Annotated in this window: 21 protein-coding genes and 1 tRNA gene; 6 read left to right on the forward strand and 16 right to left on the reverse strand. The window is 40.6% G+C overall.

Annotated elements, in window-relative coordinates; translation table 11 throughout:
* Nucleotides 1-74: 74 nt before the first annotated feature.
* The 4 genes from EWE74_RS13905 to EWE74_RS13920 all read right to left on the reverse strand — a co-directional run bounded on the left by EWE74_RS13905 (nt 75) and on the right by EWE74_RS13920 (nt 6,025).
* A complete protein-coding gene (locus EWE74_RS13905; RefSeq protein ID WP_130142118.1) occupies nt 75-1,007 on the reverse strand; it encodes a dihydrodipicolinate synthase family protein in 933 nt (310 codons plus the stop codon).
* Nucleotides 1,008-1,054: 47 nt separating this feature from the next.
* Entirely contained in the window at nt 1,055-2,614 is a 1,560-nt protein-coding gene (locus EWE74_RS13910) for a sodium:solute symporter (RefSeq protein ID WP_130142119.1), read from the reverse strand.
* Nucleotides 2,611-4,257, reverse strand: a complete 1,647-nt coding sequence (locus EWE74_RS13915) for a ribulokinase (RefSeq protein ID WP_130142120.1) — start codon at nt 4,255-4,257, stop codon at nt 2,611-2,613. The genes EWE74_RS13910 and EWE74_RS13915 overlap by 4 nt, the downstream gene beginning before the upstream one ends.
* Nucleotides 4,258-4,417: 160 nt before the next feature.
* Nucleotides 4,418-6,025 (reverse strand): fucose isomerase, encoded by a 1,608-nt coding sequence (locus EWE74_RS13920; protein ID WP_165384720.1) that lies wholly within the window; start codon nt 6,023-6,025, stop codon nt 4,418-4,420.
* Nucleotides 6,026-6,169: 144 nt separating this feature from the next.
* Here EWE74_RS13920 and EWE74_RS13925 point away from each other — a divergent pair, with 144 nt between their 5' ends.
* A complete protein-coding gene (locus EWE74_RS13925) occupies nt 6,170-7,024 on the forward strand; it encodes an AraC family transcriptional regulator (RefSeq protein ID WP_130142121.1) in 855 nt (284 codons plus the stop codon).
* A 15-nt stretch (nt 7,025-7,039) separates the two neighbouring features.
* Here the strand turns inward: EWE74_RS13925 and EWE74_RS13930 are convergent, their stop codons facing one another.
* On the reverse strand, nt 7,040-8,860 hold the full coding sequence (locus EWE74_RS13930) for a hypothetical protein (RefSeq protein WP_130142122.1): 1,821 nt from the start codon (nt 8,858-8,860) through the stop codon (nt 7,040-7,042).
* A 262-nt stretch (nt 8,861-9,122) separates the two neighbouring features.
* Here EWE74_RS13930 and EWE74_RS13935 point away from each other — a divergent pair, with 262 nt between their 5' ends.
* The 3 genes from EWE74_RS13935 (at nt 9,123) to EWE74_RS13945 (ending at nt 10,814) form a co-directional block, all read left to right on the forward strand.
* On the forward strand, nt 9,123-9,458 hold the full coding sequence (locus tag EWE74_RS13935; protein WP_130142123.1) for a DUF4870 domain-containing protein: 336 nt from the start codon (nt 9,123-9,125) through the stop codon (nt 9,456-9,458).
* Between the two features lie 87 nt (nt 9,459-9,545).
* Complete coding sequence (locus tag EWE74_RS13940) at nt 9,546-10,232, forward strand: hypothetical protein (RefSeq protein WP_130142124.1); 687 nt, start codon at nt 9,546-9,548, stop codon at nt 10,230-10,232.
* Nucleotides 10,233-10,259: 27 nt separating this feature from the next.
* Nucleotides 10,260-10,814 carry a hypothetical protein gene (locus tag EWE74_RS13945; RefSeq protein WP_130142125.1) on the forward strand — a complete coding sequence of 185 codons (555 nt, stop codon included), beginning with the start codon at nt 10,260-10,262 and terminating at the stop codon, nt 10,812-10,814.
* A gap of 35 nt (nt 10,815-10,849) precedes the next feature.
* Here the strand turns inward: EWE74_RS13945 and EWE74_RS13950 are convergent, their stop codons facing one another.
* Nucleotides 10,850-11,794, reverse strand: coding sequence for an aldo/keto reductase (locus EWE74_RS13950; RefSeq protein ID WP_130142126.1), 945 nt, complete (start codon nt 11,792-11,794; stop codon nt 10,850-10,852).
* Between the two features lie 156 nt (nt 11,795-11,950).
* Here EWE74_RS13950 and EWE74_RS13955 point away from each other — a divergent pair, with 156 nt between their 5' ends.
* Nucleotides 11,951-12,460, forward strand: a complete 510-nt coding sequence (locus EWE74_RS13955; RefSeq protein ID WP_130142127.1) for a GNAT family N-acetyltransferase — start codon at nt 11,951-11,953, stop codon at nt 12,458-12,460.
* A 6-nt stretch (nt 12,461-12,466) separates the two neighbouring features.
* Here EWE74_RS13955 and EWE74_RS13960 read toward each other — a convergent pair whose 3' ends face one another.
* Nucleotides 12,467-13,501 carry a threonine aldolase family protein gene (locus EWE74_RS13960; RefSeq protein ID WP_130142128.1) on the reverse strand — a complete coding sequence of 345 codons (1,035 nt, stop codon included), beginning with the start codon at nt 13,499-13,501 and terminating at the stop codon, nt 12,467-12,469.
* 142 nt (nt 13,502-13,643) lie between these two features.
* Between EWE74_RS13960 and EWE74_RS13965 the strand changes: the two genes are divergently transcribed.
* A complete protein-coding gene (locus tag EWE74_RS13965; RefSeq protein WP_130142129.1) occupies nt 13,644-15,026 on the forward strand; it encodes a tetratricopeptide repeat protein in 1,383 nt (460 codons plus the stop codon).
* Here the strand turns inward: EWE74_RS13965 and EWE74_RS13970 are convergent.
* From EWE74_RS13970 to purD, 9 genes are all read right to left on the reverse strand, one after another.
* Nucleotides 15,018-16,043, reverse strand: a complete 1,026-nt coding sequence (locus EWE74_RS13970; RefSeq protein WP_130142130.1) for an energy transducer TonB — start codon at nt 16,041-16,043, stop codon at nt 15,018-15,020. The genes EWE74_RS13965 and EWE74_RS13970 overlap by 9 nt on opposite strands.
* A 78-nt stretch (nt 16,044-16,121) precedes the next feature.
* Nucleotides 16,122-17,462, reverse strand: a complete 1,341-nt coding sequence (locus tag EWE74_RS13975; protein WP_130142131.1) for a GH1 family beta-glucosidase — start codon at nt 17,460-17,462, stop codon at nt 16,122-16,124.
* A gap of 254 nt (nt 17,463-17,716) precedes the next feature.
* Nucleotides 17,717-18,457 (reverse strand): DUF72 domain-containing protein, encoded by a 741-nt coding sequence (locus tag EWE74_RS13980; protein WP_130142132.1) that lies wholly within the window; start codon nt 18,455-18,457, stop codon nt 17,717-17,719.
* 212 nt (nt 18,458-18,669) lie between these two features.
* Nucleotides 18,670-20,184 (reverse strand): catalase, encoded by a 1,515-nt coding sequence (locus EWE74_RS13985; RefSeq protein WP_130142133.1) that lies wholly within the window; start codon nt 20,182-20,184, stop codon nt 18,670-18,672.
* Nucleotides 20,185-20,365: 181 nt separating this feature from the next.
* Nucleotides 20,366-21,202, reverse strand: a complete 837-nt coding sequence (gene ygiD / locus EWE74_RS13990) for a 4,5-DOPA-extradiol-dioxygenase (RefSeq protein ID WP_239018665.1) — start codon at nt 21,200-21,202, stop codon at nt 20,366-20,368.
* A gap of 102 nt (nt 21,203-21,304) precedes the next feature.
* A complete protein-coding gene (locus EWE74_RS13995; protein ID WP_130142134.1) occupies nt 21,305-22,135 on the reverse strand; it encodes a helix-turn-helix domain-containing protein in 831 nt (276 codons plus the stop codon).
* A 14-nt stretch (nt 22,136-22,149) separates the two neighbouring features.
* Entirely contained in the window at nt 22,150-23,736 is a 1,587-nt protein-coding gene (gene abc-f / locus EWE74_RS14000; RefSeq protein ID WP_130142135.1) for a ribosomal protection-like ABC-F family protein, read from the reverse strand.
* Nucleotides 23,737-23,924: 188 nt separating this feature from the next.
* Nucleotides 23,925-23,996, reverse strand: a tRNA-Glu gene (locus EWE74_RS14005).
* A 174-nt stretch (nt 23,997-24,170) separates the two neighbouring features.
* Entirely contained in the window at nt 24,171-25,445 is a 1,275-nt protein-coding gene (purD, locus tag EWE74_RS14010; RefSeq protein WP_130142136.1) for a phosphoribosylamine--glycine ligase, read from the reverse strand.
* Between the last annotated feature and the right edge of the window lies 1 nt (nt 25,446).

Genomic DNA, 25,446 nt, shown 5'->3' on the forward strand with positions numbered 1-25,446 from the left:
CGGACCTGGCCATAAAGTTGGCGCAAACAGCCCCCCTTTTAGGATAAACCCCTTCCTATATTTGAGGTGTTAATCTACTTCACGCTCACCAAATCTATCTCCTTGGCTAAATTCGCAAAATCCTCCCGCAACAAATCCAATTGTTTCTTTGTGTCCTCATTCGGCAGTACACTTCCGTTTCTACAAGACAATCCTATATCCAGCCCCCGTTGTCCCAAGATATATTTTGCGCTAGCCGGATAGGTGTCATGCATGACATCCATATTCGTTGCGAAAAATTCTTGTACTTTGCCTACCTCTGCTTGTCTTTCCGTGTTCGCGTAGTTGTCGCATAGCCATACCACAAGCTCCGGAAAATAGTTCCCTTGAATACAAGATAAGCCTGCAGATCCAGCTTTTAGCGACTCCACAGCATGCACCATATAGGCATCGTATAGTCCAAAAGCAGGGTCCCTTTGGGTATTAGCGATTTTCTGACGCACATTGAAGATATCCAGACAGGTATCCTTATGGTATTTTACACGTCCTGTGCTGACCAATTCCCCTAACAATTCAGGCGATATAATACGCTTATAAGGTACAGGGCATTCGTAAAATCCGACCGGAATGTCTCCAGTTAAGTCAAGTAATTGATGAACATTCTTGCTAAATATCTCTTCGGAGTCCTCCTCCTTCGCCAATAGACCAGATATCAAAATAATCGCAGAAACACCCGTTTCATATATTTTCTTCACATTCTCTGCCTGTTCCACAATGGTTTCGCCAAAAGAACCCGTTGCCACGATAGGAATACGTCCATTGACACGCTGCACAATATAACCCACGGAATCCACCATCTCTGCTACCGATAGTTGGTACATTTCGCTAGACAGACAGTTCGCAAACAGGCCCCCTGCCCCACTCTCCAGATAAAAGTCAACCAACTGACCCAACGCACCATAATCAATAGATAAATCTTCTTTAAACGGCATCAACATCACCGGTACGAATTTTTTGCTGTTATTCATTTTTTCTTTTTAATTTATCATTCATGGGCAACCGCAAAGGATTGTCCCTATTTATTTTTGTTTCCGTTCAATTTTGTCACCAACATACCGACCAAACAGATGGTCAACGTTCCGATAACGATGATCATATTTGCGTGCAGCGGATATTTAAGGTAAGCCAGATCGGCAGGCAGTAAGTAAGACAAGGACATCCAGAGAATGACCAGCACCCCTACAGTTACGCCCATGATAGCGGCCCGGTTTGTTGCTTTTTTGGAGATGATACCTAGTAAGAAAAGTCCTAACATACCTCCGGCAAAAATACCAGACAATGTCCACCATATATCGAGCAAACTCTTCACCCCGATCATCGCAATCCCGCAACACATCCCTAGCACACCGACCAATACCGTTGCCGTATACAACACTTTTAGGCTCTTACGTTCTGTACTCTGCTGGTTGATATACCGTTTGTATATATCCTCGGTAAATACGGTAGCAGAAGCATTCATCCCGGAACTGATCGTGCTCATCGCAGCAGATAGGATGGCGGAAACAATCAGTCCCAACAGGCCTGTCGGAATCATATTGACCATGAAATGGGGCATCACTTTGTCACCATAATCTTCCGTTGTCATTTGTTGTGCTAACGCCACCACTTGTGCATTCGTTTCCGGCATGCCAAGACGCTCCGCCGCAGCCTGCAATTTCAAACCCTCGATCAACTCTGGATGTTGTTGGTAATACACAAAAAGACAGGTTCCGATAATGAAGAACAATAAAGAGACGGGTACATAAATCCATACGCAAAGCCATACCGATTTATTGGCCTCCTGCGGTGAGGTGGCCGTATGGTAACGTTGCACATAATTTTGATCCATCCCAAAATTATTCAGGTTTATAAAAAAACCATACAGAAGTACCACCCAGAAACTGGAAGAAACAAAATCAAGCTCGAAAGTTCCCAAACTGAGTTTATCATTCTTCGTCGCTACGGAAACGATTTCCGACACACCGCCCGGTATTTCACGGACGACCAAAAAGATGATGATGATGGCACCTAAGGTCTTTAGGACCCCCTGTACGACCTCGGTCCATATTACGGCCTCTATTCCCCCCATCACCGTATATATGACGATACAGATACCGGTCACGACCATGATCGTCACCAGGCCGAATCCAGTTAACGCCTGCAAAGTCAAGGAAATTCCGAAAAAAATCGAACCTATCCGAGCCAATTGCGTCAATAAAAAACATACAACGGCGTACGTTCTCGCCCAAGTACCGAATCGCTTTTCCAAATTGGTATAAGCCGATACTTCTCCCGTACTCCTGTAAAAAGGAACAAAATACTTTGTCGCCAACCAGGCAGCGAGCGGCATAGAGAGACTGAATACAAAGGCATTCCAATTGCCTCCGTAAGCCTTGCCTGGAACCCCCAAAAAGGTATTGGAACTCAAAAAAGTAGCATAGATAGAGATACCAATCGCCCATCCGGGGATACGACCGGCAGCTCTGGTAAATTCATCGGCCGATGTATTGCGTCGGGAAAAATAGACGCCGACCAAAACCATTCCAACCAAATAGATCAGAATAATGCCTAAATCAAATAAGGGTAGGTTTTTCATGATACGAATAGATTGGTTTTGGCTAAGACTTGATATTTTCGGTATCGCTGTTCGTAAATCTCCACTTGTTCTGGTATAGGCGAAAAGGTGGATGCAACATCTGCAGCTAGTTGTTGCTGTGCCTCAACGACATGCGGATAGATCCCCGCGGCTACCGCAGCAAAAATAACAGCTCCCAATGCACATGTTTGGTCATTGTCAACCATGTCTATCGGTGTATCCAATACATTCGCCAGTACTTGCATAACGTATGGAGATTTAGTCGCCACTCCTCCCGTTGCCAAAACCCGTTGAATGGGCGCTTTACTCTCCTTGAAACGGCCCAGAATAGCTTTGGAACCGAAAGCCGTAGCTTCAACTAATGCTCTGAAGATATGGCCTGCGGTTGTAGATAAGTTAAACCCATGGGCAGAAGCTAGTACCGTAAAGTCCGCGTCAGGAGTACGTCGGCCGTTATGATAATCTGTAAATAACAGATCGTCTTCGGTTAACCGTAATTGCGCCGCAGCCTGCGAAAGGTAAATCAACAGTTTTTCGTTCAAAAGGTTGTTTTGTTCTCTTGACAGTGTATCCGCTAAAACGGATACCGTTGGTTCCAATAGTAACTTTTTGAACCACTGGTATATATCCCCAAAAGCAGACTGCCCTGCTTCAAAACCTACCGTACCAGGTACGATGGAACCATCCACTTGACCACAGATTCCCTGTATGAATGGAATATCTGCTTGTTTGGGCAAGGTATACATATCGCATGTAGAAGTGCCGATTATCTTGACAAACGTGGCAGGCTTAATTCCGGCACCCACCGCACCATGGTGTGCATCAATTCCTCCCACGGCAATTAAGGTATCCTCGGAAAATCCAAACTTGTTCACAAAATACGGAGAAATGCTCCCGAACACCTCATCAGAGGTAAACGTCTCTCGATACATCTTGTTCACCAGATGATAAAAAGTAGGATCTAAAGAGCACAGAAATTCAGCAGACGGAAGTCCGCCATGCTCTTCTGCCCACATGGCTTTGTGACCCGCAGCACAGCGGTTTCGTTTAACATCCTCCAAGTTGTCCGTCCCCGCTAAATAGGCTGGAATCCAATCAGACTGTTCCATCCAGCTGTACGCACCTTCAAGCACGCGCTTATCATGACGATTGGTGTACAATATTTTTGACCAAAACCATTCGGAAGAATAGATTCCTCCACTGTATGCCGTAAAGTCAACGGGCCATTTCTTTGCCAACGCATTGATTTCCTCCGCTTCCCTCACCGCAGTATGGTCTTTCCATAGGATAAACATCGCGTGTGGATTATCTTGAAATTCTTCCAGTAAGGACAAGGGTTTACCGCTTTTATCTACGGCTACCGGTGTGGAACCTGTGGTATTGGTACCGATGGCGACAATGTGCTTACGATCATCCTCGGTAAGATTTGCCAAAAGCGCTGCAAAAACCTCGTCGATAGCTTCTATATAATCCAAGGGATGTTGACGGTATTGGTCTTTTGCAGGGTCACAATACAAACCTTGCTCCCACCGTTTGTAATAAGAAACAGACTTGGAGAGAATTTCTCCAGTATGTGGGTTTACCAGTATTCCTCTCGCGGAATCAGTCCCAAAGTCCATTCCTATAACCAAATTATTATTCATCGTCTAATCTTTTATTTACGAACTGCACTATCCCTCCTTAACTTTTAATGTCGTATCCGGATATTTTACACTTGTAGAAACTCATCCTTAGCACTACCTCAAATGTAAATCATCCGAAGCGACGAGTTTTTCTTTCTTTTTTGCGGTCAAAAAAGAAAAACTATATACCGCAAAAATTCACTTTAATTCCTAGTGCTTGTAATGCTGCCGCTTTAATTTCTGCCGCTCTTCTCACCTCAAAATCACCATCTACATAAGCCACCTGTATATGGTTAGCTTTGTGCTTGGCCATCATCTGGTCTCTACTTACGCCATCCAGCACACCGTGCATAATCGGCCATTGTGGATCAGTGAGTGCCCACCGTCTTTCTGTTTCCTCTTTCGGTAGCTCCACGGCCCGCCCTGTACCGATATCACACCACAATTCGTCTTGTTCGATATATATTCTGCTCCACACGATGCTGCCCGGACGACTGACGCCACGAAGCGTTCCTCCTCCTTTTTTAAAGAACATAGGTGGTTGACGCATGCTACTTGCGCCGGCATACCCATTAGCAAAGTGGGACGCGGGTACCGCCCCGGAGATCAAGAACACCCAAACAAATTCCTCTTTTCCATCCACAACGAAGTTTTCGCCATAACGCAAGTCATGCAACGTATTATCGCCGTTCAATCCTAACTGTCTCCAAAGGTGATAGGTGATATACCCGTCGATACCCGCACATTCGTCTACTTCATTGAAATGTGGTAAAGCTTCGCCCGGATATAATTCTTTGCCTTTTTCATCATAAACAGGAGGTCGTTCTGTATTGTTTAACAGGCCTTCCACCAAATCACTCGCCGCCACTAAATCTTTTAACCCTTGTTGGTATTGTATACCAATCGTATCACATCCAAATTCATCCGCTAGACGAAGTGCTGCAATATACATTTTGCACTGCTCCAATGTCTGTTCTTTGGTCAGTTCGTTAACAGGGTCTGCCCCCCAATCGAATTTCATTCCTTTTTTCAACAGCCAGTCCAAAACAGCGTGTGCCTCTTCATCCGAGACGGTCAACATCTTCGCGTATAAGGTCGACTGGCTGAGTCTTTCCTTGAAAATACTCAATTGGTGAATCAGTGCATCGGGTACAATAGCATTAAACATCCCCATACAACCTTCGTCAAAGACGCCCATAACCACCTGGTCATGTTGTAATTTTGCGGCGAACCCCTCCGCTAATTCACGGTCTGCTGCCGTCATCGATGTCGTCTCAAAAGCCTGTACATGCGTATAATCATGAATCACCGTGCCTGTGTTCAACCAGTCCTGAAGTTTGTTGATAAAAAAATCGTCCGTGAAATCCTTACTCCAGAGAAAACTATATTGTACATTGGCTTTCGTAAGCGAGCCTGTCAGATTCAACGCACCTACCAATCCAGGATAGGTACCATCCCAATTGGCAACAATCAGGATCGGTCCTTCATGGGCAATCAGTCCCGCTAAAACATGATGGCTATACTGCCATACACTTTCAGCGACAATAAGCGGGGCTTTTTTATCAATTTCTCTAAAGATTTTGATGCCCACATGCTGATAGTCAATAAAACCATGTCCTTTTTCTTCATCGTATGTATGCGCCCGTTTGATCGTCCAGCCTAGCTTTTGCAAAGCGATATGGAGTTTTTCTTCCATTTGCTGTTGCATCGGCCAACATTTGATATTCGCTGAAGGTCTTAAGTCTCCGCTACACACTAAATAAGCTTGATTATTATTTGTTGTCGTCATGTGATTTATATTTGGTATTACAAAGATGCATCGGAAAATCAGCGATTTCATGGCATAACTTTCCCAAAGTATCCAACATTTTATCACATTTTTGCAGGAAAAGTATACTTTAGCTAAATTAGATGACACCATTTATAAATACAGATGAAAGCGAAGTTTCACCAGGTTCCAAAAGCATTCAACAATGCCTTCAGTATAAGGCATGATATATTACCCCATTTCGGCACGATATGGCATTACCATCCCGAAATAGAATTACATTATCTTATCAAAGGAGAAGGTGTGCGATTTATTGGTGACCATATTGACCATTTTGGCGAAGACGATATGGTTTTACTCGGTTCTAATCTTCCACACACTTGGAAATGCAACGAAATAAAACAAGGAGAAAACCATGTGGAAGCACTCGTATTACATTTTCATCCGGAATGCTTAGGCAAAGAGTTTTTGACCGTTTCGGAGACACAGGAAATATTAAAATTATTGCAATTATCGAAAAATGGACTGATCATTCACGGAGACACAAAAGAGCGAATCAAGGAATTAATGGCGGCTATGCAGCATACCAATGGTCTGGAAAAACTGATTTATCTTTTTGCGATATTCCGTGTACTCGCTACCAGTGACGAATACGAAACATTATCCAGGAGCTTTGCCTATAACAAGCTGAACAAGATTGATGAAAGCCGCATGGATAAGGTATTCTCTCATACGTTAACTAATTTTAGGGAAAAGATATCCATAGAAGATGTGGCCATATTATGCAATTTAAGCAGCACATCCTTCTGTCGCTACTTCAAGATGATTACGAACAAGTCCTATTTTGATTTTCTAACCGAGGTTCGCTTGAATCACGCTTGTAGGCTTATTATAGATTCCGATCTGACAATGCAACATATTGCTGTAGAAAGTGGTTTTGAAAATACTTCCAATTTCTATCGGCATTTTAAGAAATTTAAAGGAATCACACCAACGGAGTATAGGAAAAGGTTAGTATAGTTCGGCGCAAAGAAGCTATATGGACGCTGTTAAATCAATCAAAAACTTTTCCAAATCAACATCCTTACCCAACTCAAATTTTTGTTTTAGTCGATATTTAAACATTCTTACACTTTGCGGTTCCACATGCAATGCCTGTGCGATTTGCTTTGTAGTCATTTGCAGATATATATAAGCACAATATTTTAAATCGAGCGATGTCAGTTTTTGGACGGCCTTTTCCGTTAATTGGTTGAAAAAAGTTGGATGGAGCTGCTGTATTTGCATTTTAACATCCTCAAAATCTGCTCGCAACAACATTTCTTCTTTCAGCAATTTCTGAATATCTCCAGGCTCACCACCGTCTTGGATCTTACCTTGAATTTGCTTGAGCATTTCATTTTTATGATCTATGATCAGGGAATTTGCCAATGCCTCCTTCTCCAATTGCTGACGTTTTAAATCGGACAGTTCCTGCTCTGCCTTTAGTCTAGCCTGTTCTTCTCTTTCGATTTTTAATTCCAACGCCGCCTGATGTTCCGCATCTTCCTTTTCTTTAGCGAGTTTCTTCTCCCTTTCAATAGCATACTTTAGTTTGAAGTGATAGGATGCGAACATAAAGATAAGACCGAACAATAGGGTTACCGCAATGCCTCCATAAAGATAATTCTGTTTCTTACGGAATGCCTCTCTTTCACTCAATAGTTTCAACTGCTGATCTTTTTTTTCGGTTTCGTATTGGACTTCTAATTTCTGGGCATTGAAAAGTTGCTGTTCGTCAAAAGACTTCTTTAGCAGATCCTCTGCCCTTTGTTGGTATGTCAATGCTTTTCTTACATCGTTGTTCTTTAATGCGATCTCTTTTAGATCCTTATTTACAGCATATTCCAGTTTGTAATGATTTCTATTATCACTTCTCAACAGGCCCAGACCTTTTAATAGGTACTGCTCAGCCACCTTCAAATCCCCATCCTTCTGCGCAAAACTACTTTTGATGCCGAGTATATTGACCAGCATATCGTCCAGCGCTTCCTTCTTTTCCAATTTATGCTCCGCATAATCTAAATATTCAAATGCCTTTTGTTTTTTTACTTCTTCTTCTTCGGTAGAAAACTCCAGATAATAATTGGCTAGGTTAATGCACGTGATCGCGAAGGTATTTCCACTTACTTTGTCAGGATTCTTTTGGTGAAGCGCAAACGACTTGTTTAAGTAAATAAAGGAACTATCTATGAGATTTCTTTCTGGTGTTTTCCGATAACGTGCTTGATACATACTGGAAATGCCATTGGCAGCATTTGCCTGAAGATTTACATTTTCAGCCTCAAGCGCATATTTCGCACTGGCTCGAATATACTTTTCCATCTTTTCTCCATCATCCCACTTGCTATAGGCACCGTAAAGCAAATAATTAAGACCGCATTTCGTGACCGGATCACCCGAGCTGCTTTCCACATATTTCAATCCTGTTAGTGCGTTTTTTATGACGGAATCAGGTAAATTCAACCTATTGTTAAAAAATGCTTTGGCTCTATAGGCAATAGCTTTGGATGTACCTTTTTTCGATTTACCCGCATTTTCAAGACTTAGATCCAAAAACTTCTTACCGATTAGAAGGCTGTCCTGAGAAATGTAATAGCTACTTGTATACGCATACAAATAAGCAAGATCATCCGCTGATTGTGTTGACTGTATAGCGTCTTCTAAAATTACCGGTATTTCCTGTGGTCTATTTTGTAGTTGCAGCTGTTCTACCTTATCCAGGACCTCCTGCGTGGATGTAAGAATATGCTGTCCCCGGACAATCGAATGACATACTACGGAAATAGCAACCAACAAACAAATCTTTAAATCCATTACTTATCTAGCTATAATATCTACATAATTGAGATAAACAAAAATACATTAATAATTAACGTAAGATTAATAAAAAATAACGTATTGGAAATGATCACCAACAGAAATAAAAAAACAACATATTGAAAAACAGAAACATACAAAAAATGTAGATGCTTTGTATATACGCAAAATATACCCGTAGACGCTTTGTTAAGCGTTATAGGCATAGGTTTTGATATTTTATAATGAACTTCACTTCACATTTCTAAAGGTTATTATTATGAGTTCCAAAACACAATCCATTCTGAGTTATCTAGGCATTTTATGGTTAGTTGCTTACTTCGGCGGAAAGCAAAAAAGAGATAGTCTAAGTACTTATCATCTCCGGCAAGGATTAGGTCTTTTAGTCGTCGCTATTCTTGTAAATTTAATGTTAAACATCATCATTATGCTTGTACCCACATTAAGCACTCCTCTTAGTTTGATAAGCGTCGTGTTCTTAATTTTGATGATATTCGGTATCATTAATGCGGCAAACGAAGTCCGAAAGCCTTTACCCCTAATCGGCAAATTATTTGAAAACCAGTTTCCGTTTTTAGATAGCTCCAAGGATTAGTCAATGTTGCGACAACGGAGACCAATGCATCTAATACAGAACTACAAGCATTGCTACAACAATACGCCCCTTTTAATAAAATAAATTATGTTTATAGCCATTGATAAAATCGAACAAAGCGCTCATCATACAGATAAACTGCAAAATCCTAAGGCTCTGGGAAACGCTATGGTATTGAGCATTTATCGTAATAAAATACGCACAGCACTTTACATCGTAAATACAAAAAAAACCTATGGTGAATATTGGGATAAAGTAGAAAACAAAAAGATTCCAAAACGCTTATGGACACCGGAAATGAAAGCGCTCTATAAGGAGAAAGCGTTAGAAGCTCCCATGCCTCCCTATATCTTCAAGATCACCATTATCGGATGGATATTTGTCCTCCTCATGACCGGTGTATTCGGCATGATTGTTTATAATGAACTGAAATCTCCTTTACCAAAATCAGAAGAATACCTGGCAATGGAAAAAGCGCCCGTAGAAGGCGACATCTATTTTGGCCGTTACGAGATCTATAAAGAAAAAGGAAATCCTCTAGGGATGGAAGGGCGTTTTGGCTGGTTTAAAGTCCTCCAAGTCGAAGGAGACATTTATCACATCGCAAAATCGACCGAAATGAACAAAGGACATAAGCCAAAAGAACAGCTTAACAGTACAAATTTTGAAACGGAAAGCATGCCACCGGTGAAACTAACAGAGCAAACAGGTTATAACATACGTTTTTTATCAGACGATGGATTGACAGAGATATATATCACGGATAAGAAATAAAAGATGGTAATTATTTTATAAATCACCATGACAGCAAAGAAAATTATGGGTATCATCACGTTGGTCATTGTCGGCTGCATCGGACTATTTGCCTTTTTCCTGTATGCTACGATAAAAACCAAATCTACCAACCTGGATAAATATGATCCTTTTAAGGAATGGGTAGGAAACACCGTCACGCTCGATAAGGAAACTGTCGTATTCGAAGAAAAAATAAAGATGAATCCGAATAGTAAATATCCATACGTCTTACTGGACAGTCTGCATCCTCGATGGGAATATATCCGTGAACAAAAAGAAATTGGTGACGTCAACGAGATTAAAATATTTCCAGCGGGAACAAATCTGACCCTGGAAAAGGCTATCCAATATACCAACGGTGTTTCAGGGTCTTCCTATCCTACCATATTTGGTACGATAACTGATGGCGACAACGCATATAAGGTGGGCTATCAATGGGGAGAACAAGACATTGCAAAAAGCCATTACAAGATTGAAAAATGCTGGCACTTCCACCAAGCACCTTGGCAGGATAAGCCGGATACGGCTCACTATGCGTTGCCCATAGCAGCATGGTGGTAGATTTAGCCCACAGTTTAAAAGCTATGGGCTAAATTTTATTTACTAGCCTCGTCCAATATTGCCAAATCCTCGGCATCCAATTTCAGCTCAGGCGCAGCAAACAGGGTCTGCAGTTGGCTCTCACTAGTTGCACTTACGATGGGTGCTGTAATCAGCGGATTTGCCAATAGCCAAGCTAGTGCTACGGTAGCTTGTTTTACACGATGTTTCTCCCCAACGGTATCCAATGCTTTCAAAACAGCTTTCCCTCTATCATCGAAATATTTTTTAACGCTACCACCTCGGGTTGTTTTATTGAAGTCCTCTTCCATTCTGTATTTTCCTGTTAGAAATCCTGCTGCCAACGACCAATATGGAAAAACACTCAGATTATATTGTTCCACCAAAGTTGCATAATCGGCTTCAAAGGTTGTACGCTCTACCAGATTATAATGCGGTTGCAAAGCGACATATTTCGGTAAACCATTTTTCTCCGCAATCTCAAAACTCTCGGTAAGTCGACCTGGAGAAAGGTTGGATGCCGCAATGTAGCGGACTTTGCCGGCTTTAATTAATGTATCATAAGCAGACAGCGTTTCCTCTATCGGTGTCACCTTGTCATCAAAATGGGTATAGTATAAATCGATACTGTCCACTCCTAGTCGACGCAACGACTCATCCGCCGACTTTAAGATGTGTTTTTTGCTGATGTCAAACCCGTGTTCCTTTGTTTCCGAGCCCACTTTCGTAGCAATCACAACCTGGTTTCGATTGCCACGACTTTTCAGCCATTTACCAATAATTTCCTCAGATTGCCCTCCGGTTCCATTTACCCACCAGGCATACGTATCAGCAGTATCGATAAAGTTAAAACCGGCAGCAATAAATTTATCCAATATATCAAAAGATGCTTGTTCATCTAATGTCCAACCTAAGACATTGCCCCCAAAATTGATAGGGGCTATTTCTAAATCAGTGTTTTTAATTGTTACTTTGTCCATATTATATTATATTATTTATTATTCATATGCAAAGACAAATCTGCCAATTGACAGATAACGATACATTGAATTATGTACAGTTTTTAAATTTAATGATTATTAAAAGAGACCATGTTATCTGTTTGTAATAAATAGCGTAAATTCGAATTGTAAAAAATGGAATATTCTTTTAGACAGGCACAACAAGTAGATGCGTCCCAAATCTGGGAAATCTTAGCACGCGCCATACAACGGAGAAAAGAAGATGGAAGTAATCAATGGCAAGATGGTTATCCGAATCCGTCCGCGATCAAAGCAGATATAGAAAAGAGAAACGGCTACGTATTAATAGATGGCGATACCATCGTGGGTTATTGTGCGATATTGATAAATGACGAGCCGGAGTACGCCAAATTGATCGGAAAATGGTTAACGGAAGGTGATTTCGTTGTTTACCATCGAGTGGCTATTTCCGAAAATTATTTAGGCAAGGGATTGGCGCAAAAAATGCTGCTGCATATCGAAGATTTCGCCCGACAACATAATATATACAGTGTTAAAGCCGACACGAACTTTGACAATCTGGGCATGCTCAATATATTCGAAAAGCTGGGCTATACTTATTGCGGAGAAGTCTTTTTTCGAGGAGCCCCTAGAAAAGCTTTTGAAAAGGTTTTAGCACATTAATCCATTCTATAGCGTTATTCTTCCTTTCAGACAATCAATAAACGCATCCACCATATTTTCGTTTGTAGCCCACGATGTAATAATGCGAACAACAGACCGTTGTTCATCAACAGCTTTCCATTCGTAAAAATCATATTGTTGCATGAGTTCGTCAATAACCGCTTTGGGAAGAATAGGGAAAATCTGATTGGTATGAGGTGGTGTAAGGAAAGAATAACCTTGTGCTTCTATTGCGCAGGCTATTTTCATCGCCATTTCATTGGCGTGCTTTGCCAACGAGAAGTATAAATCATCTCTAAACAGTTCCAGAAATTGGATACCTAACAGACGTCCTTTGGCTAATAGTGCTCCTTTCTGTTTCAACAGATAATCGAAATCTATGGCAAGATCGGCTCTATTGAAGATAATAGCCTCTCCTAATAAAGCGCCATTCTTCGTCCCTCCGATATAAAACACATCTGTATTGCAAGAAATATCGGATAAGGTAAGATCATTGTTCTTTGCTGTCAATGCGTGCCCTAATCTCGCACCATCCAAAAACAGATATAAGTCTTTGGATTTGCAGTAAATTGATAAGCTATCTATTTCCGATTTGGTATAAATTGTTCCTATTTCAGTCGGATTGGATATGTACACTAATTTGGGTTTCACCACATGGGGTTTAAGGGAATATGCTTGTAATGTGTTTTCAATATCAACAGGTTTCAGTTTGCCGTCTTCCGTTTCAACGGTGATTATCCGATGCCCGGTAGCCTCGATTGCTCCCGCCTCATTGGCGTAGATATGTCCTGTCTCGGCACTAATAACCGCTTCGTGCGGCCGTAACATAAATGATATGACGATTAGATTTGTTTGTGTGCCCCCCGAAACAAAATAAATGGCAGCATCGGGGTTTTGTATCTTCTGGCGAAGTATTTCCTTTGCCTCTACAGAATATCCGTCTTCGCCATAGCCCATTTGCTGTACCAAATTGGTTTCTATAAGCTTATGGAGAATATTGGGATGGGCACCCTCTGCGTAATCATTTTTGAAACTATACATATCCATTACTTTTTTGTCAAAGCAAAAGTAAACAGTATCGAAGAAATTCGGAAACTTCTCCCATAGCTACCCTATACTTGCAGATCTCATCCAAGCCTATTATATTTACTTAACAAATAACAATCCATAATCCTATTATCAGATGATCAACCAGTCTTCTATTAAAGTTATTTTTTTGTTCTTCTTAAGTTGGGTCGTTTCCCTCCAACTCGTTGCTCAACCAAAATTCCCGCAAGAGATGGATTACGATAGCTTGCTTTGCCTTGCGAAACAGCAACAAAAGCCAATGTTCCTTATAATTCACCAACGTAATGAACAATTCTCTCCTTTTAACACCGCTATATCACAAAAAACCAAGGATATTCTCCGCGAACAATTTACCTCAGGTATGGTCAGACTTACGTCGGATAGTATTGACCACCCACTTCATAAGACCTATCGCCTCACAACTCCTATATATCTGTTTACAGATCAAAATGGCTATCCTTTACTACGGCACAACAAGCAAATCAGCGAGGAAGAAACATTAGTAAAATTGATTGATTCCGCGAAGACTATAGCCGAGGGAGAAACCATGGGGAAATTGATACAGCAATACCAAAAAGGTATTCGTAATAGACTTTTGTTAACGAACCTACTCCAACAATACCAAGTGTTCGATAAATACACGGACCAACACGTATTAAATGACTACGTTTCTCAACTGACCGTACAGGAACTGAATAACTTCGAAACAGTGGTCTTTCTATTGAGCTGTGCTCCGGTATACAATAGCAAGACCTATCAATTGGCCTATACAAATCGCAAAATGGTGGATAGTCTATACGCAACATTGCCCTTACCAAAACGGCAGGAGATCAACAATCGGATTATTCAGCGAACTTTCCGGGACGCATTAGACAAGAAAGATTATACACTTTCCCAAAATCTCGGCTACTTTGTGGGGCGAACGTGGCAATCACATTACCTGCGTGCACAAATGGGACAAAGTTACTATCCAATGGAACATAGACGACTCTCCCGGGATACTTCTGCTTATATCCAAATGGCAAGGAATTATTATAATACCTTTTATTATCGTATCGCCCCAGATTCGCTTGCCAAATTGGATTTCGCAAACAATCAACAGATTGCTATTCCTAGACGGGGACAGCCATGGCATCTGGACAGTGCCGAAAATAGCCTTTTCCTGCAGTGGATGGAGGGAAACCGCAAACGGTATAAAGAAAGGCAGGCTCAAAGCCTAAATTATGGAGCAAACCAGCTGTTGAATTTTATAGATTTTAAAAAAAATGACAATCCAGATGTTCTTTTCGATACTATCCGTTGGTTACAGAAATCGATTAGCCTGAGACCCAATCGCGGACAATCTCATCATATCCTCGCCAAAGCATTATACCATGTTGGCTTTTACGCCGAAGCAGAAGCCGAACAGCAACGAGCTATCGAGCTGTATAAGCCACAAAAGCACTATTATAAACAAATGCGGGATGTGTTAAAACAGATGCAAGATCGCTCACTGTGAAGCAGGTTTTGGGCTTGGTCGGAAAGATAGATTCAACCGAACTGGAAGTGTGTACTTCACACGAACAGGCACACCTCGTTGGTAACCTGGTGACCAACGTTCGGATTTCTTGAGTGCATTGATCGCTGCTGCTGCTGTTCCATATCCGAGGTCATGCACTACTTCAAAGTCGGTCGCCATACCTGTTTTATCGACTACAAAACTAATCAGCAGCTGTCCGTCTACTTTTGCCTGTACTGCCTCTTTCGGATATTTGTAATTTTGCCCTATAAATTGCAGGAGGTTTCGTCTGCCTTGGGGGTATTCCGGATTAACGTCCCGCTGTTCATAAGGATATTGTTTCCCGAGACTATCCGTGGTAATACCACGGATCACTTCTCCATTTTCATACCATTCTTCGAATCGGTATTTTGCTTTTTGAAAAGATCCTTCCCAACGCCCGTCTCGAAGTCCATCAACGTAATGGCCCTGTTCTATATCGACATTATTAGTCATGATTTCGGCATAGCCATTTCCATCCTGTATTTGAATTCGTCCGGTTGAGTCGGCATAATAAACCAACCGCTTGTTCAAATCCACTTGCAGAGAATCCTCCTTTCTTTCCGCCTGTTTCAAATAAGCCTCACGCTCCTTCAACACGCCGTTTCTATAGTATCGTTCCGCCGTATCAATCCGTCGGTTATCCGCATAACGGACAACCGTTTCCAAGGCCCCATCATCATAATAGGTCTCTACCAGCCCCTCGAAGCGCAACCGCTTCGGATCGGCAGTTTTACTCCATCCATGACGTTTTAGATTTCCATTTGTATAGTAGTCATTCAGCTCATGCATTCCCGCTTCATTCGGTACAATACGCAGTATACTCGTATAAGCCGCAGAATCTTTGTAAGCCGTATATCCTCCGTTTTTTTTAACATAGGTTACAATCGTTTCCTGCCCTTTTAATAACGAGCTAAAAAACAGCAACCACAAGCCTATTGCACACCTACTTAAATTGACATATAAATACTTCATCATATTACTGACCTTAGGATATTGCTATTCACAAACTTAAATAAAGTTGAAGTGATGTACAAGTGATGCTCGTTAAAGAGCTTAGCGCGTGGAAAGGAAATCTGCATACCAATGTCCGGAAGTTTTTATAATACGCTGCTGCGTTGGAAAATCGACATACACTAATCCAAACCTAGGGTGATATCCTTCTGCCCATTCAAAGTTATCGAGAAAGGTCCATACGAAATAGCCTTTTATCTTTACCCCTTCCTGCTTTGCACGCCATACCTGTGCTATAGTTTGCTGTAAATAAGCGGTTCTTTTGGGATCATCTACACGACCATCTTGCACCTCGTCCTGAAAGGCTGCTCCATTTTCGGTAATAATGATGGGCGGGATATTTTCGTAAGCATTGAATTTCTTCAAAATATGATAGATCGACTCGGGATAAACCTCCCAATTCATTGCCGTCATTTCTACCTTACGTTTTTTTGCATGCACGATCTTTGCCTTTAACAAGGGAACAAATGGCGAATACTGGATCACCTCACGCGTATAATTCTGCACGCCAATAAAATCCATATCGAACTTCAAATCCCGCTCATCACCCGGCTGCATGTATTTCTCTATTCTATGGAGGATCTTAAGGTCACGCGTTGGATATCCTTTGCCCAGTAACGGCTCAATAAACAGGCGATTGAGCAAGGCATCTACTTTTTTTGTCGCAAGTATATCCTTCTCTCGCATACGAAAGGGCTCGACATGCGAACAAGAAAACGTCGTACCTACATAGCTGTCGCGTTGTATGGACTTAATAACTTTTCCTCCGTATGCCTGCGCCAGTGCTGCATGGTGTGTAGCTGCCAGAAAATTATCCAAGCCCTTTCTACCCGGAGCATGCACACCAAAGAAGTAACCCGCACCGGTAAATACAAGTGGCTCATTTAGTACCATCCAGTTTTTCACACGATCACCAAAATTCTGAACACAAATAGACACGTAGTGACCAAACCAATCCCTGATATCACGGTTTACCCAACCACCTTTTAACTCCAGCTCGTGGGGAAGATCCCAATGATAGAGAGTCACCCAAGGTGTTATGCCAAGCTCCAAGGAGAAATCAATAAGCCGGTTATAGAAATCAATTCCTTTTTGGCTTATCTCCCCAATACCTTTTGGAAGAATACGGCTCCATGAAATCGAAAATCGGTAATGCCGGATATTAAGCTTATACATCAAGTAGAGGTCATCTATATAACGATTGTAAAAATCACAGGCTATGTCTCCATGATGACGTTGAAATATTTTGTTCTTTTTGGTGACAAAAACGTCCCAGATCGACGGCCCTTTGCCATCTTGATTATGTGCACCTTCAATCTGATATGCCGCAGTCGAAACACCCCAGCTAAAATCTTCGCCAAAAGTATCTTTATTCAACAACATCCAACCTTTCTCTTTTTATACGCATCACGATTTAAGAGACCGCATGGGTGAATAAAAAGAAGAGAACTGGGCTAGAAACAATCGCGTGAACATTTTCTGGAAAAAATAAACAATCGCTTTCATAACAGAACTAAATTTATATCCTCATGTAAATTAAGGAATTACATGTGAATAAACAATTACTATTATGTTAATTTTTTGTCTTTATTTCAGCCAGCGCTTGTCTAATTGTATTCAACCAACCTATAAAGAAATTATTCCTTTTGATGTTGTCTGGCAAATCTGCTTAGTTGTAATGCGTTTATTATGGCAGCTGTAGATGCGGTATTGTTGAAATAAATATAAACTTCTTTGAATCTCATATTATTTAACTTCTGATAGAGTGTTTCGATCTCTTCTTTGGTATATGCTGAATAAAATAGTTTCGGATTGCCGTGCATACGTAAATAGCCAATTGAAGTACTTTGTTCGATGGAAGTAGGTAATTGAGGATAATTCACATTACAAAAAGTGATATGATTTTCACGCAGCTTCGTTATCACATCATCCCTCCACCAGCTTTCATGCCTGAATTCAACCACATTTTTAAAGTTTGGGTTCATCACGCGTACAATTGACCTCAATCTATCTTTATTAAAGCTAAAGCTCGGCGGCAGCTGCCAGAGAATACAGGATAATTTATTTTTAAACCCTTCTTTGCATATTAAATAAAAATCTTCTATTTCTTCATCACACTGTTCTAGTCTTTTAATATGTGTGATTGTTTTAGGAACTTTAACGCTGAATTTAAAGTCGTCCGCAACTTTATCATGCCATAATAACAGGTTTTCTACAGTCGGGAATCTGTAAAACGTCCCATTAAATTCATAGGTATTAAAGTGTTTGGAATAGTAATCAAACCACTTTTTTTTAGGTAGATCTTCTGGATAAAATACTGTTTTCCAAGATGCCGTAGCATAACTTGAACACCCGATATATAATTCATCTTTTTCCATATATAAATTATCCATAATTGATGCAACAGACGTGACAGGAACTTTTGTTTAGCCAATCTATTACCCATTGATCCATGTCATTTTCTCCATGAACCTATAAGCTCTATAAAATGTTTTGTTAAATGGATTAGATCCACAAAAGATAATAAAAAATAAATCCCGGCATGTGACCATATCGGGATTTCAATTTTAGAATCTTTCTTATGCTTATATTATCTGCTGGTTGGTCGTGGAGCCCATCTGTCATAAGGTGACAGGTCAAAACTATTAACCTCCTCCATGGTCAAACCTAGTGCTGACGCTACACCTTCACCATACTCTGGATCTGCCTTATAACAGTTGCGAATATGACGAATTTGTATGAACTTATCCGCAGCCCCTACCTGTGCTGCGGTATTTTTGAATAACATATCGGCTTTTCCATCTGCTTTGATGATACGGAAGAGATCTCCCGGCTGTGTATAGTAGTCTTCATCGTCATCCCTAAAATTATGTGCATAAGCTGTCCCTTCTAGCTCAAGAGGTGGTTCCTTACTTTCAGGCTGTTCCTGCCATTCCCCATAGCTATTTGGATTATAATGTATCGCGTCCCCATAATTGCCATCTACACGCATAGCGCCATCACGGTGATACGCATGATATGGGCAACGCGGTTTGTTGACCGGAATCTGGTAGTGGTTTACGCCTAACCTATAACGCTGTGCATCACCATAGGAGAATAATCTTCCCTGAAGCATCTTATCCGGAGAAAAGCCAATGCCCGGAACAATATTTGTCGGGTTGAATGCCGCTTGTTCCACATCCTGAAAGTAGTTATCGGGATTGCGATTCAATTCAAACTCACCGACAGGAATTAATGGAAAATCCTTCTTCGACCAGACCTTTGTGAGATCGAAAGGGTGAAAGCGATATGTTTTGGCCTGTTCTTCGGTCATGATCTGTATAAACATTTTCCACTTCGGAAAATCTTTTCTTTCTATCGCATCAAAAAGATCTCGTTGAGACGATTCCCTGTCATAGCCTACAATGCTCGCAGCTTCCTCATCTGAGAGATTATCTATTCCTTGCTGGGTTCTAAAATGGAATTTCACCCAATGCCGCACATTATCCTTATTGATAAAACTATAGGTATGGCTACCAAATCCGTGCATATGTCTGTATCCTTTAGGAATACCGCGATCGCTCATCACAATAGTAACTTGGTGGAGTGACTCGGGAAGCAATGTCCAAAAATCCCAGTTATTATTAGGGCTCCTTAAGTTAGTTTTTGGATCGCGTTTGACGGCATGGTTCAGATCCGGAAATTTCATCGGATCACGGAAGAAAAAAACAGGTGTATTATTTCCTACCAAGTCCCAAATACCTTCTTCCGTGTAAAATTTAAGGGCAAATCCCCGAATGTCTCTCTCTGCATCGGCTGCTCCTCTTTCACCAGCAACTGTTGAAAACCGAGCAAACATCTCTGTCTGCTTGCCAATGTCACTGAAGATATCCGCCTTGCTATATTGGGTGATATCATGCGTGACGGTAAAAGTTCCAAAAGCGCCAGAACCTTTGGCATGCATCCGTCTCTCAGGGATGACCTCTCGATCGAAATTTGCCATTTTCTCCAGAAACCAAAAATCCTGCATTAATAATGGACCTCTAGGACCAGCTGTTTGTGCATTCTGATTATCAGGAACGGGCGCACCGGTCTGTCTTGTCAGTTTTGATTTTTTCTCTTGCATAGTGTTGTCATTTTACTTTTATCGAAATAGGTATTAGTCACAATAATTACACTAAACGGTTATTTATAATTGTTAATGCTTCTGATATATAAGTCTCCGAAACCTTTTAGATCTACATATCCATAGTACTAATATACGAAAAAAAGTATTCTTTAAGCAGTATGCTGATAAATTCACAAAGTTAACCAATCTTCACGGAAGTCATCGTTAATGAGCCTCCGACGGCCTTATCATTAAATAAGACCGCTTGTTCATCTTTGTCTTTCACGGATAAGGCGTAGAGTAAAGGCATGTAATGTTCCGGTGTGGGTACGGCTAGATGAAAGGGTTTACCTTGTTTTTCGTATTGAATCAGAGGCTGGTGGTCATCGTTCAATATAAATTGTTTCATCTTTTCATTAGCTTCTAATGCCCAATCAAATCCAAAGGTTTCATTCAGTTGCCTCCACGCTACCATACGAAGATTGTGCACCATATTTCCGCTACCAATAATCAGTACGCCTTTTTCACGAAGTGATTTCAATTCACGAGCCAGCTCATAGTGGTATTGTGGGCCTTGATAATAATCCAAACTCAACTGAATGACAGGAATATCAGCTTGCGGATACATATGCCTGATAACCGACCATGCCCCGTGGTCAAGCCCCCATTTGTCGTCCAGTTCTACATGCGTTTTCTGAATCAGCGACTGCGCTTCTCTTGCCACATCTGGGCTTCCCGGGGCAGGGTATTGCACTTCAAAAAGTTCTTTCGGGAATCCCCCAAAATCGTGTATAGTAGGCGGGTTTTGCATACCAGTCACAAAGGTTCCCCGTGTTTCCCAGTGTGCTGAAACACAAAGAATAGCATTTGGCTTGGGAATCTCTGCAGCAATTTTCCTAAAGCCTTCCACAAATTCATTTTCTTCAATAGCGTTCATCGGACTGCCATGGCCTAGAAACAGCACAGGCATTTTTACCGTGCTGTTCAAGGCTGCTGTCATCTTATTCAATTCTTTCAATTTCATTGCTGTTCCCATGTCATTTATATATAACTATTTATATATCAAAAATTATCATATACAAAAATACTGTGGATTATGTAGAGAGAGATAACAACATTCAGAAAAGGGGTTGTAGTTTTAGGAAACGAGTGTTTTCATTTCCTTTCGGAAGGCTGAGGGGGTCTGTCCGGTTTTCTTTTTAAATACGTTTGTAAAATAGGCTTTTTCGTTGTAACCCAATTCGAAACCGATCTCCGAAATCGATTTGTTAGTCGTGGAGAGCAAGTTTTTGGCTTCGATCAATTTTCTTGTTTCGATGATTTCCGAAACACTTTGTTGTAGGATTTGATGACAGATATTATTAAGATTTCGAGCAGACATAAATAATTTTTCAGCATAATACGCTACACCGACATTTCTTCGAAAGTTCTCCTCCAAAATTCTCAGAAAGTTTTTAAACGTAATGCTTTGCGATTTGAGCTGTTCTTCATCATCAGGTTTTAATTTTCTTCGTTCGGATTCTATCATCGTAAAAACCGTTCCCAAAAGCTGTCGGATAATCGCATAATCGGGCGAATATTGTCGCATTTCGTCATCCATCATTGTACAAAGTGTACTGATACGTCCAAAACAAGCACCTCTCGGTAGTTCGACACTGGCGTTGTCATGATAAAGTGAATAAAGCTGAAAGGTTGTTTCCGGGATAAATTCACTTTTAAAACGGATGGCCCACATTTGACATTTCCCGTCTTCCAAAACGGGTTTTACGCGATGCACTTTTCCTCTTGTTACAAAACTCACAAAAGGAGACTGGAGCACAGTAGATCTGAAATCAATAAAATGTTCCAATGATCCTTCCGTACCGATAATGAGCTCTTCAAAATCATGGTGGTGCAGTTCGTTTTCCGAGGCAATGATCTTTTTTGCTTCAAGTGCATCCACTTGAAATATTTTGAAAGTTTCCGTCATCGCTTTATTTTCTGTCAGAGTTCAATCGTCCGTTCAACGTTTATTTGCTCCAAAAAAATTTCATCATGTGACACCACGATGATTGTTCCTCGATATTCATTTATTGCTGTCGTCAAAATTTTAACATTCTGCATATCTAGATTATTTGTCGGCTCATCAAATATAATAATGTCTGGCGACTTCCTGTCAATGGTTAGACAGCAAAGCATTAAGCGCATTCTTTCGCCACCACTCAATGCGTTACAAGATTTGCTCCAATCTTCTTTGGTAAACAGAAAACGATTAAGCCGTATTTTAATTTCATGCTCTTCCCATGCGGAATTATTGAATTGCTGAGCCTGTTCATAAACTTTCCGTGTATTATCTAACAAAGAATAATCCTGATCAATGTAAACAGATTTATTTTCTGCTCTATAAACCGAGCCTGTTTTTGGTTCTAAGTTCCCTGAAATCAACTTGATTAAAGTTGTTTTTCCAGAACCGTTTTGCCCTTTTAATGCTATCCGTTCACCACTTGTAATTTGAAAACTCAAGCTTTCTTTCCAAAGCAAATTACTGTTATAGGCAAAATTGATACTTGTCGCTGTAAACAGAATTTTACCATTATGCAGTCGGGGATTATCAATACCAAATTTCATCTTATCCATGTCGGGCAACGTAGCACGCAAGCCTTGCAATTCTTGTGTAATATTACCAATCTTTTCTGCATGTATGCTCTTGAGTTTTGATGTACTATTTTCTGCATTGTTTCGTAATGTATTCATCATGATTCGGGCGACACCTGATTTTTCTTGTTTGCCCTTCCCTCGACTATCCAATTTTTGCTGCCGTTCCAATGTTTCCCGTTCTTTTCCTTCGGCTTTTCGCAATGCTTTTTCTTTGTTTTGAATGTCTTGATTCAATGCATTGTTTTCGATTTGTTTCTGTTCCTCATAAAAGTCATAATTGCCCCCATAAATCTTAATCCCATGCTTGCTTAATTCGCCAACGGTATCCAATAGATTTAATAATTTCCTATCGTGACTCACTACAATTAGCGTACTTTTGGTGGACTGAATAAAATCGTATAAAAGTTGTCGACTTGAGATGTCCAGATGATTGCTCGGTTCATCCAATAGAACCAATTCAGGCTGATGAATGAAAATACCAGCAAGAAAAACTTTTGCTTTTTGTCCTCCACTAAGCGTTTCCATTTTTTGCGATAAGTCTAATTCCGTTAGTTGCCAATAGTTCAGGGTTTCGCTGCAACGATCTTCTATTGTCCAATCGTCATTCAGTAAATTGAAATTTTCTTCCTTCATGCTGCCGGCTAAAATTTCCTTTAAGGCGTTCAATTTATCTTCAATTCGCAATGCTTGCGCTATCGTTAAATGATTGTATTGTCCGAAAATTTGCGGAATATAATACGGATCGGATTCTACGTTTACTTGTCCATTTGATGGGATCAATTCTTTTGCAATAATTTTCAGTAAGGTGGATTTTCCTACCCCGTTGTTACCGACTAAGGAAATTTTATCGTGATTTTTTACTGTAAAGCTAATGTTGCTAAACAGTATATCTTTATTGGGATGTGTATACGAAATGCTTTGTAAGCTCAACATAAATTCTTTCATTAAAAATTAAACAATACGACAAAGCGTTTAGCCGTAGTCGTTCTTGATTTATCTGAAAGAATATTTTACATTTTGCCTTACTTAGATCTTTGTATCTGCAAAGATATGAATGTTTTAGATATAAAAAAAGTTGGTTTAAAGTAGTATCCTTTTAAACCAACTTTCTTTGTTTCCTGTAGCCCGTAGGGGAATCGAACCCCTGTTTCAAGAATGAAAATCTTGCGTCCTAACCCCTAGACGAACGGGCCATTATTTTTTGGTGACGCAAATATAAGATCAATATTCAAATCACCAAAACATTTTTGCGCCCTATTTTATAATACATTGAATCTGAAAAGGTTATTTTTTCCAAAAAATAAATCTAAAATAGAATATCTATAATATTTTTATCATTGCTATAATAACCCAAAAACCATTGACCGTTAAATCAAGTCAAACCCAATATCTTTTCTGAAATACATACGTTCAAAAAAGATCCTTCCGGCATCAGCCGTAGCTTGCTGGAGCGCATCAAACAGATTATCTTGAAGTGTTGTTACAGCAAGCACACGACCTCCGGCAGTGACTACTTTCCCATCAACCTCTTTCGTTCCCGCGTGAAACACAATAGAATCTTCTACATTTTCGATATTATTAATTTCTATTCCCGATTCGTAGTCGCCCGGATAGCCTCCGGAAACCAACACCACTGTTACAGCTGTTTTGGAACTAACAGTATAATTCCGAGAACCTAAATCACCTGTTGCTACCCCTTCCAATAAATCAACTAAATCAGATTCAATCCTCGGCAATACAGATTCCGTTTCGGGATCACCCATCCTGACATTGTATTCGATAACATAAGGCTCTCCATCTAGATTCATCAAACCAATAAAAATGAACCCTTTATATGGAATATCGTCTTTCTTTAACCCCTCAATTGTCGGCTTAATAATGCGCTCTTCTACTTTAGACAGAAAAGTCTCGTCCGCAAAAGGAACAGGAGATATAGATCCCATACCACCCGTATTCAGCCCCGTATCCCCCTCTCCGATCCGCTTATAATCCTTAGCAGAAGGTAGTACTTTATAAGATTCACCATCTGTCAGTACGAAAACGGAAAGCTCTATTCCTTTTAAAAACTCCTCGATAACCACTACCGAGCTTGCATCACCAAATTTTGCATCAGCAATCATCGCCTTTAATTCCGCTTTAGCGTCTTCCAGCGTCTCACAAATCAAAACGCCTTTTCCAGCAGCTAGACCATCAGCTTTCAGAACGATCGGCAATTTCTGCGTCTCTAGATAAGCTAATCCAGCTTCCAGATTCGATTTATTAAAAGACTTATAAGCGGCCGTCGGGATTTCATGGCGCAACATAAATTCCTTTGAAAAATCTTTGGATCCTTCTAACTGTGCCCCTTTTTGTTGAGGGCCAATGACCGGTATATGCTTAACGTCTTCGCGGTTTAAAAAATAATCATGAATACCTTTCACTAGTGGTTCCTCCGGTCCTACGAGAATCATGTCGACCGCATTTTCAATTGCAAAAGATGCTATGCCTCCAAAATCGGTGACTTTCAAGTTTACATTTTGCCCATACTGGCTCGTTCCGGCATTCCCCGGAGCAATAAACAGTTGATTCAATTTTGGACTTTTCGATAATTTGTACGCAAAGGCAGATTCCCTGCCGCCGGAACCAATAATTAAGATATTCATA

This window comes from Sphingobacterium corticibacterium (assembly GCF_004208525.1).
Taxonomy (GTDB): Bacteria; Bacteroidota; Bacteroidia; order Sphingobacteriales; family Sphingobacteriaceae; genus Sphingobacterium; species Sphingobacterium corticibacterium.

What these genes read in the sequence shown, in the direction of transcription:
- EWE74_RS13905 (WP_130142118.1), bottom strand. Translation starts at nt 1,007, where the DNA reads ATGAATAACAGCAAAAAATTCGTACCGGTGATGTTGATGCCGTTTAAA.
- EWE74_RS13910 (WP_130142119.1), bottom strand. Translation starts at nt 2,614, where the DNA reads ATGAAAAACCTACCCTTATTTGATTTAGGCATTATTCTGATCTATTTG.
- EWE74_RS13915 (WP_130142120.1), bottom strand. Translation starts at nt 4,257, where the DNA reads ATGAATAATAATTTGGTTATAGGAATGGACTTTGGGACTGATTCCGCG.
- EWE74_RS13920 (WP_165384720.1), bottom strand. Translation starts at nt 6,025, where the DNA reads ATGACGACAACAAATAATAATCAAGCTTATTTAGTGTGTAGCGGAGAC.
- EWE74_RS13925 (WP_130142121.1), top strand. Translation starts at nt 6,170, where the DNA reads ATGAAAGCGAAGTTTCACCAGGTTCCAAAAGCATTCAACAATGCCTTC.
- EWE74_RS13930 (WP_130142122.1), bottom strand. Translation starts at nt 8,860, where the DNA reads ATGGATTTAAAGATTTGTTTGTTGGTTGCTATTTCCGTAGTATGTCAT.
- EWE74_RS13935 (WP_130142123.1), top strand. Translation starts at nt 9,123, where the DNA reads ATGAGTTCCAAAACACAATCCATTCTGAGTTATCTAGGCATTTTATGG.
- EWE74_RS13940 (WP_130142124.1), top strand. Translation starts at nt 9,546, where the DNA reads ATGTTTATAGCCATTGATAAAATCGAACAAAGCGCTCATCATACAGAT.
- EWE74_RS13945 (WP_130142125.1), top strand. Translation starts at nt 10,260, where the DNA reads ATGACAGCAAAGAAAATTATGGGTATCATCACGTTGGTCATTGTCGGC.
- EWE74_RS13950 (WP_130142126.1), bottom strand. Translation starts at nt 11,794, where the DNA reads ATGGACAAAGTAACAATTAAAAACACTGATTTAGAAATAGCCCCTATC.
- EWE74_RS13955 (WP_130142127.1), top strand. Translation starts at nt 11,951, where the DNA reads ATGGAATATTCTTTTAGACAGGCACAACAAGTAGATGCGTCCCAAATC.
- EWE74_RS13960 (WP_130142128.1), bottom strand. Translation starts at nt 13,501, where the DNA reads ATGTATAGTTTCAAAAATGATTACGCAGAGGGTGCCCATCCCAATATT.
- EWE74_RS13965 (WP_130142129.1), top strand. Translation starts at nt 13,644, where the DNA reads ATGATCAACCAGTCTTCTATTAAAGTTATTTTTTTGTTCTTCTTAAGT.
- EWE74_RS13970 (WP_130142130.1), bottom strand. Translation starts at nt 16,043, where the DNA reads ATGATGAAGTATTTATATGTCAATTTAAGTAGGTGTGCAATAGGCTTG.
- EWE74_RS13975 (WP_130142131.1), bottom strand. Translation starts at nt 17,462, where the DNA reads ATGTTGTTGAATAAAGATACTTTTGGCGAAGATTTTAGCTGGGGTGTT.
- EWE74_RS13980 (WP_130142132.1), bottom strand. Translation starts at nt 18,457, where the DNA reads ATGGAAAAAGATGAATTATATATCGGGTGTTCAAGTTATGCTACGGCA.
- EWE74_RS13985 (WP_130142133.1), bottom strand. Translation starts at nt 20,184, where the DNA reads ATGCAAGAGAAAAAATCAAAACTGACAAGACAGACCGGTGCGCCCGTT.
- ygiD (WP_239018665.1), bottom strand. Translation starts at nt 21,202, where the DNA reads ATGGGAACAGCAATGAAATTGAAAGAATTGAATAAGATGACAGCAGCC.
- EWE74_RS13995 (WP_130142134.1), bottom strand. Translation starts at nt 22,135, where the DNA reads ATGACGGAAACTTTCAAAATATTTCAAGTGGATGCACTTGAAGCAAAA.
- abc-f (WP_130142135.1), bottom strand. Translation starts at nt 23,736, where the DNA reads ATGTTGAGCTTACAAAGCATTTCGTATACACATCCCAATAAAGATATA.
- purD (WP_130142136.1), bottom strand. Translation starts at nt 25,445, where the DNA reads ATGAATATCTTAATTATTGGTTCCGGCGGCAGGGAATCTGCCTTTGCG.